Source organism: Saprospira grandis DSM 2844 (genome assembly GCF_000275825.1).
In the GTDB taxonomy this organism is placed as follows: Bacteria; Bacteroidota; Bacteroidia; order Chitinophagales; family Saprospiraceae; genus Saprospira; species Saprospira grandis_A.
Genome location: NZ_JH719942.1, coordinates 2,516,071 through 2,524,242, shown reverse-complemented (window position 1 = coordinate 2,524,242; position 8,172 = coordinate 2,516,071). Strand labels below are relative to the sequence as shown.

The 8,172-nt window shown below is 47.7% G+C and carries 2 protein-coding genes; one reads left to right on the top strand and one right to left on the bottom strand.

Annotated features, from left to right (window positions below):
* Nucleotides 1-200: 200 nt before the first annotated feature.
* A complete protein-coding gene (gene recJ / locus SAPGRDRAFT_RS11625) occupies nt 201-1,895 on the top strand; it encodes a single-stranded-DNA-specific exonuclease RecJ (protein ID WP_002659441.1) in 1,695 nt (564 codons plus the stop codon).
* A 57-nt stretch (nt 1,896-1,952) separates the two neighbouring features.
* On the opposite strand, the gene SAPGRDRAFT_RS11620 is transcribed toward recJ, so the two are convergent.
* Nucleotides 1,953-7,892 (bottom strand): hypothetical protein, encoded by a 5,940-nt coding sequence (locus SAPGRDRAFT_RS11620; RefSeq protein WP_002659440.1) that lies wholly within the window; start codon nt 7,890-7,892, stop codon nt 1,953-1,955.
* Between the last annotated feature and the right edge of the window lie 280 nt (nt 7,893-8,172).

Genomic DNA, 8,172 nt, shown 5'->3' with positions numbered 1-8,172 from the left:
CAATTTTTTTTGGGGAAAAAAGGTTAAATTTTTTTCGGTAAAAAATTTTTTTAAAAAATTCCCACCCAGGTGGCAAACCCTTTTTTGGTTTTTGTCGTAATCAACAATAATAAGCGCTTTGCAGCATTTTTTTTTGCCTTAGTCTAGCTGCTGACTAAAAAAATTTAAACAAGCTCCCTTTTTTAATTTGCGCAGGAAAAATGAAAGCTTGGAAACTTCGGTCTTTTAATAGCACTACTGCTCAGCAGCTACAAGAGGCGCTGAAGGTGCATCCTGTTTTTTGCCAGTTGTTGGTCCAAAGAGAGGTGCATAACTTTGAGGAGGCCAAGGCCTTTTTTCGGCCCAATTTGGCCCATTTGCATGCCCCCAATTTGCTGGCGGGCTTGCCTGCTGCTTTGGCTCGTTTGGGGCAGGCCTTGGCTAGGGGAGAAAAAACCCTACTTTTTGCTGATTATGATGTAGACGGCCTTTCGGCTTTGCTTATTTTGCATCGGATATTGGACCAAAAGCTGCCCTTAGACTATCTTTTGCCCGATCGTTTTGAGCAGGGTTATGGCCTTTCTGTTTATGCGGTAGAGTTTGCGCAGGCGGTCAATTGTTCGCTCATTATTGCTTTAGATTGTGGCAGTCGGGACCATAAAGCCTTGGCTTTGGCCAAAAAGCTGGGCATTGATGTGATTATTGTGGACCATCATGAATTGGCTCGTCAGCAGCAGCCCAAGGCGGCTGCTTTGATCAACCCCAAGCAGGCCAACTGCAACTATCCGAATCCAGAGATTACGGCTGCGGGCTTGGCCTTTAAGCTCGCTCAGGCCTTGGTCGAGCAAGAAAATTGGCCAGAGGCGCCACTTTGGCCGCTTTTGCAGTGGGTGGCGCTCAGTTTGGCGGCAGACCAAGCCCCATTGACTGGCGAAAATCGAATTTTGGCCCATCATGGCTTGCGTTTTTTAGAGGAAGAGGGCGAAGAGATTTTGCGGCAGATTCAGCAGCGTTTGGATCGGCCCAGGCCCTATAATATGCAGGCGCTTTATTTTGGTTTGGTCCCCTTGCTCAATGCGCCGGGGCGGATGGGGCATGCCCAAACCGCTGCCGATTGTTTGTTGGCCAAGGGAGAAAAAGCGCAAAAAAAGAAATTGGAGCTTTTATTTTTGCACAATCAGGCGAGAAAAAGGGCGCAAGAAGAGGTCTATCGGGACATTCAGCGCATCTTACAAGAGCAGGGGCAATGGATGGAGCGTTCGCTTTTATTCTTGGCGCAGCCGCATTGGCCCTTGGGAGTTTTGGGTATTTTGGCTAGTCGATTGAGCAAAGAATGGGGGCGGCCTTGTCTTCTTTTGGGCCAAAATAAGGCGGGAGATTGGCAGGGATCGGGGCGTTGCCCTGAGGGCCAAGAACTACTGCCTGCGGTAGAGGTTTGTTCGGCTCAATTATTACAATATGGCGGCCATAGTCGGGCCCTAGGTTTACAGCTCAAAAAAGAAGAATTGGCTGCTTTTGAGGTGGCCTTAGAAGCGCAGCTTTATCAGCAACTGAGTAGAGGGCCAGAGCCCGAGGCCATTGTCATAGATGCGCAATTAGATTTTTCTTTAATTGGGCCAAAGTTTTGGAAACTGCTCAAGCAATTTGCGCCTTTTGGGCCGGGCAACCCCAACCCCTATTTTATGAGTAAAAACCTTTGCGACAGTGGTTATTCCAAGGCCATCAACCAGAAGCATTTGCGTTTATTTTTGCGGCAGGGCCAGGGGAGTCCACAAGAAGGCATTGCCTATAACTTCATGGAACATTTTGAGCAAATCAAGAGTCGCAAGCCCTTTCATTTATGTTATCAGTTAGAAGAGCATTTTTATCGGGGGCGGCGGAAATTACAATTTGTAGCCCGGGACATCAAGTTTTAACAAAAAAGCGCTAAGCCGTTGAGGCTTAGCGCTTTTTTTGTTGTTTTAGATCAGGAATTAGTTCAAATCATTTTCCATTAGGCCGCCCCCATTGAGGCCTGCGCCTAGGTCCATTTGGACCTCTAACTGGTTAATCAGGCTTTCGCCGGCTTTAAGACTTAGGCTAGCAAAATCGACAGTAATATCTCGGCTATTGCCTCCATCTTCTACGGGCACCGAAAACTGTCCAGCTTGCAGCTTCACCTCTCGGCTACTTTCTAGGTATTCGAAAGAATTGGAGCTAAACTTCAGGTCGGAAATTTGGAACTCCACGGCGGCTTGCTGGAGCCAATTGGCTTTGCTATCGGAGGTATAGAAGGCGCCATTTCCTTGAATTTGGAGTTGGCTATCTTGGTAGTTATAGCTTCCTTGGAGGGTAAACTCATCATTGGTCATGCTAAGATAATCGAGCAGTGCTTTGGGTTCGGAGTTACCGCCTTTGGTAAAGCCTAGTTGGTCCTCGATTCCTTCATAGACCATATTGAGTTCCTCGAAGGCTTCAAAATGTTCCTCTTGGGCCATTTCGAGTTCCTCCTGCAATTCGTCTAATTCTGTTCGGATCTCTTCTAATTCGCTTTGTTCCTCTGCGGACAATTGATTTTCTCGGGCTTCTAGCCCTTCTTTGGCAATTGTTTTCTCTTTAATTTGGTCTTGGAGATCTAGGGTAGCATCTTCTGCGGAATAGAAGAGCTCTTGATCTTGGGCCACCACATCGGTGTACTCAAAAAGCAGGTCTAGCACCGGATCGTATTGGTTGAGTAAAGAAAGGCTATTCACATCTCCATCTTCAATCAGACCTGCTTCGAGTTGCTCATGTATTTTTTCTACTGCGCTATATTGGGCATTACCGGAGCCCACGCCATCTACGCCTGTATTTCCTGCTAGGACCTCTTGAATTCCGGCGGTATATCCGGCTTGGAAGCCCTCTTTATATTGTTGGAAAAAGGGTTGGATTTGGCTTTGGTAAAGCGCTTGAAAATTAGTTTTTAGTTGTTTTTGGGTAGATTTATCGAGGCTACGTTTTCCGTCTTTATCTAGGTCGGCAATAAAGTTATCGTATTCTGCTTGTAGGGCGAGTACTTGGTCCTTGATATAATCATTTTGGTTTTGGCCTGGCGAAAGGGCCGTAGGATGTTCTTGTGCAAAGATGCGGCTAAGGTCTTGGTAGGCATTTTCTACTGCATTGGCCAGATCTTTATCTTCTTGGGAGGCTGTACTTTGTTGGCTAGCCTCGCTAGCTTCTTTTTCGATAAGTTGGAGCAAAGCCTTTCTCATCTCGCCAACTAGGCGGTAGCGGCCTTTCTCCATTTCTGCAGAAGAGGGATTTGGGCTTTTATAAGAATCATCGATGAGGAGTTCGCGTGCTTTTTCGTAGCCTAGGACATACTTATCTTGGCCAACATTGCCAGCGGCGGCCAGCAATTGGTTTTGGTAGTCGGTTGCTTCGGCTAGGGCGGCGCCTTCTTCAGCGGTATCTGAATTATTGATTCCTTCTACCAGGCCTTTTCTGGCTCCACGGATATATCCTTCTTTAAAGTTTTGCAGTTGTTTTTCCCATTCGGCGATTGCGCTGCGCAAGAACTGTTTATCTTCATTAGACAGCTGTTCTGAGAGTAAGTCTTCGGCCTGTTTGCTTAGTTCTGCGGTTAGTTCTTGATAATTTTCTAGGGGCGTAGCATTTTGGTCAAAGCTTAGCAGGCTTTGGCTTTGGCCTTCTATTTGGGCCAAGATCTGCGAGATTTGGCTATCCTCTAATTCTTCGGCGGCAGCTTGGCCAGCTTCTTTAGCGGCCTGAATAATTTGGGGTACGAATGCTTGGAGGTCTTCGAGCATAGTAGGCACACCATTGGCTTCAAACTCTCCTTGGAGGTTGGCCATTTGGCTGGGGCTAGCTTGGCGTTGGTCTCGGCCATAGGCATAGCCTTTTTCATAGGCATTGGCATAAGCATCACCTAGGGTGGTTCGTAGCTCTTCTATTCTTTGGTCAAGGACAGAGCCTGACTTTTTGGTTTCTCCATTAATTGTTTGGTTCAGGCCATCTTGGCGGCCATTTGTACGGCCAAGGTGGAACTGTCCTTCTAGTTCAGAGGCATAAGAGAGGCTAGGATCTTTAGGCGTATAGCTTTGTTCTTCAAAGTTATCGTCTTCTTTTTCGTTGGTAGCGGCTAAATGGCCTTGTTGATAGCCTAAGTTATAGGCTTCTCCTTTATCAAAGAGATATTGATAACCATCTAGGAAGCCCGCTTGGGTGGGGCCATCTAATTCTGCGGCGGCTGTTTCTTTGCTAGCTTCAAAGCTCTCGCCGTTCAGCAGTGCCTTTTTATGCGCTTCAATATCTTTTCGGGCAGTTTCTTGGCCCAGCTGATAGCCTCTATCGTGTCCACCGCCTTGCATTTTTCGGTTTACCTCTTCTGTAGAAATGAGGCCAGCTTGCAGCATTTGGGCCATTTTATAGCCTTCGGCCCGACCGGCATTAAAGGCGGCCAGGGTATTCTTATCGGCTTGGGCATATTCTGCATCCTTGCCAGCGGCGGCGGCCAGCGCCTCTTCTTGTCCAGCTAGTGGAGGACAACCTTCTAAGGATTGATAGCCAAAGAGCAGACCATCTTGGCGGGCTTTTTCGGTATTATCTTTTTTGGCCACCTTGGCAGTAGCATCTTCTACTGCTTGCTGGTAGCCTTTTTCGATTTCGGTCATTTGGCGATCCACCTCTGCTTGGGGATCTTCGCTACTGCTGTCTTTTTTTGTATTGGCGGCTGTTTTTTGGGCCTGATCTTCTAGCTCTTTGCGTTTTTTGGCCAATGCGGCCTGCATTTTAGCGGCTTTTTGGGCCAAAATCTCATTGGCTTGAGTTTTAGCGGCCTCTCCTGTTTGGGCTTTGGGAGCTTCCTCATCGCCAAAAAGCTTTAAGCTTCCGCCCAGCTCTTCAGTGGCTTGGCCAGTAGCCATTTTGGCAATATAGAGCCAGTTATCATAATCGAGATCATAGCCTTCTCGGTACTCCTTAGACTGGCCAATAGAAGCGGCTTGAGCGCTATCATTTTCGTAGCCATCAATCATTTGCGAGAGTGCTTGGCCTTTAAAATTATCATATTGGCTAGCTTGGCTACCGGCATTATAGCCTTGATAATAATGGTCGTTTGCGCCAGCTTCTTTTTGTTTGCCTGTCATGGCATCATCATAGCCAGTAAAATACTGTTTTCCTTCTCGGGCACCGGCGGCGCTTCCCACCTCATAGCCTTTTTCAAAAGCCATTTCTAACTTTTTCGTATCGGCTTTTCCTTGCATTTCCTCTTTAATGACCTTAGCGAGGCCTTCCTTTTTCTTGGTCCAGGCTTCTTCTGGTTTTTGGCTTGGGCGTTCTTTAGTGGTAGCGCTCTCGTACTTAAACCAGAGGCCATAGCCATATTCGCGGCCTTTTTCGACATAATCGACACCGCCAGCCGTTGCGCCAAACTCCTCCTTTGCATTTCGGATAGTTTGTGCTTCTTCTCTCTCCTCTTTAGTTTTGGCCTGTTTGCCTGCATTATTCCCGCTATAGACCGTTTGATTATAGCCTAGATAAAAACCTTTTTCGAACTCCTCCCCTTCTGCTTTAGCGTTGGCAAAAGCCTCTTTAACCTTGGCATCTACCTCGGCTTTTTTCTCGGGCTTGCCGATGGCTGCTTGATAGTGCTCATAGAAGAGCCCGCCCATATGTCGGCCAGCTTCATAGCCTTTAGCCTTAGGGCTATCGGCGGCTACAGACATCTCTTTATCGACTAGCTTTTGCTTTTCGACATTATAGTTGGTATTGAAAGCATGATAATAGCCTGTACTGAACTCTTTTTTGACATTTTCGTCATTGAGTTGGTCCTTAATTGTGGCTAAATTTTCTTCAATTTTTTCAATTTTGGCCGTTAGTTCCTCTTTTTTAGCGGGATCTTCGCTTGCCTTAAGTTCCTTTTTATATTTATCGAGATTAACGGTAGCGGCGGCAGCAATTTTACCAATATCTTGGCCCTTCTTATATTCTACACTATTGGTTTTGGCCTTTTGTTCATTATCGAGCTTTTGCTGTTTAAACTGATTGTAGGAGGCATTAAAAGCGTGATAATAGCCCACCTCAAAGCTTTTCTTTTGCTCTGCGGTTTGTTCTTTATCCTTTCCTTCTGCAAAATACTGTTTAGCAGAATCTGGGACCGGGGGAAGGTTCTCGCCCAATTCGGAGAGGGGGAGGCTTCCTTTGAGGACCTGCGTCGCTTTTTCTTTAGAAGACATAGCGGCTAGGGTGCCTAAAACATGGCCCACGGCATAATGAGGATCTTTTTTTCGCTCTTCTTTTTCGGCTTGGACCTTTGTTTCTTTCCCCTTCATATAAGAGGCATTAAAGCCGTGATAAAAGGCTCTAGAATAGAGCTTTTTGGGATCTTCTGCGATAGGTTGGCCGGAGCTATCCTTATTTGCTTTGGCGTAAGTGGCGGCTTGTTGGCCCTCCTCCTTGCTCATGCCTTCGGGGGCTTTGCCTTGGCCTTGGGCCAAACCAATATTATAGCCCAGCTCATAGCCTTTGCGGTAAGTAGGGTTTTCCATTAGTTCTGCGGGGCCGGGCATCGACTTTTTGACGGCGGCGGCTCGGGCCTGCATATAGACCACATTAAAGGCGCGATAATAAGCGACTTGATAGGTTTTGGATCGGCTTTTCATGGCCGCTTTAATTTCTTTTACCCTTTCTTTATCCTCGGCCTTATTGCTATTACTTTTAACGGCAGATTCGGTCCCATCCTTAGTCCCTTCTTGGGCTTCGGGATCGGTCGCCATTTTTTGTTGTTCCTCTATTTGGGCGGCCTCCACCTTTAGTTTTTGGCCTTCGGGGTAGCCTTGATTAAAGCCCTGATAAAAGCCCGTTTGGTACTTTTGGCTTTTGCTGGCCATGACCTCTTTTTGGGCGGCCACATAAGCATCTGCGCTTTCGCCTTCGGCAAAGGGCATTACATTCATTTTGCCCGACTCATCGGTAGTGACTTTTTTGCCTAGGCCGCCAGAGCGGCCAACATCTAGGCCAAAGGCTCGGCCAGCTTCTAATTCTTGGGCCTCTGCGCTTTCCTCGGCAGTTTGGGCCACGGGGCCCATATTCATACGGGCGGCAAAGGCGGCACCGACCTCCTCACCTTTTTGATCGCCGGTAGTTGCACTAGCGGGAGCTTCGCCTCCAGCGGCTGAGTTTTGCTGTTTGTTTTGAGGGTTGCCCGTTGGGCTGGTTTCTCCAGTTGATTTTTCTCCGCCTTTTGCGCCTGTTTTTGCGCCCACCTTAGCTTCTTCGGGGCTGACCTCCGTATTCATTTGGCTAGCTTGGCGAGCGATTTCCTCTGATTTTGCCTCTGTATTTTCGTTGCTATTTTCGCTACTACCCTCCTCTGTTTCTCCTTCGGCCAGGGTTTCTTCTAGGGCGGCCTTGAGTTCTGCTGCGGCGGCGGCGGCCTTATCTTCAGCAAGGGTTTCCTCTATGGCGGCATCTAGCTCTGTTTCATTAAAGCTAGGGACGTCTTGGCCTAGGGTGGCGGCAATTTCGGCATCTAATTCGGACTCATTGAAGGCGGCGCCTAGAGGGGGCAATTCTGGTCCTTCTTCGGCGGTGGCTGTTGTTTCCTTGCTTTCGCCTTCTTCCTCTCCTCCTTCTTGCAAGCTTATTCCTTCGGCTAGTTTTTCGATACCACTATTGAGGCTAGCGACGGATAGTTGTTCTTGGGGGGGATTGGCGGATTCGTTTAGGGGTTGGCTAAACTCCTCTTGGGTACTTTCCTGATGAAAACCTTCAGCGGCGGTTTGGACCACTGCATTAGCTTGGCTATTGAGTTGTTCAGCGGCAGATTGAACAGACTGTAATTCCTCATTGGCCTCAAATTCCTCGAGGCTTTGGTAGAGTTGTTCGTAAATGCGTTGATTTTCTTGCGAAGAATTCTGATTTCCCTTAGGCATAACTTATAAGGCTTAATTTGGAGCAAGGTAAAGGTATTGCATAGGCCCTAACAAATTACTAACAAAAGGGCCCTTTGCCAAAACAAAGACTATATATTTTTCTTTTCTTTTCCGAATTGCGTACTTAGCGGTTCTTTGGGGGTCATTTGCGCTTATTTTTGGCCTAGCGATGTGTAGGGGGGGCCGATAGGCCAGACCAAGGCGGCTTTGCCGCCGCAGGGCCGAGCGAATAGCGAGCCCCGAAACGTAGCGCCGCAAGCGGCCCCATGAGCGATAGCGA

Coding starts and splice junctions, on each gene's coding strand:
- SAPGRDRAFT_RS11620 (WP_002659440.1), bottom strand. CDS start 7,892: ATGCCTAAGGGAAATCAGAATTCTTCGCAAGAAAATCAACGCATTTAC.
- recJ (WP_002659441.1), top strand. CDS start 201: ATGAAAGCTTGGAAACTTCGGTCTTTTAATAGCACTACTGCTCAGCAG.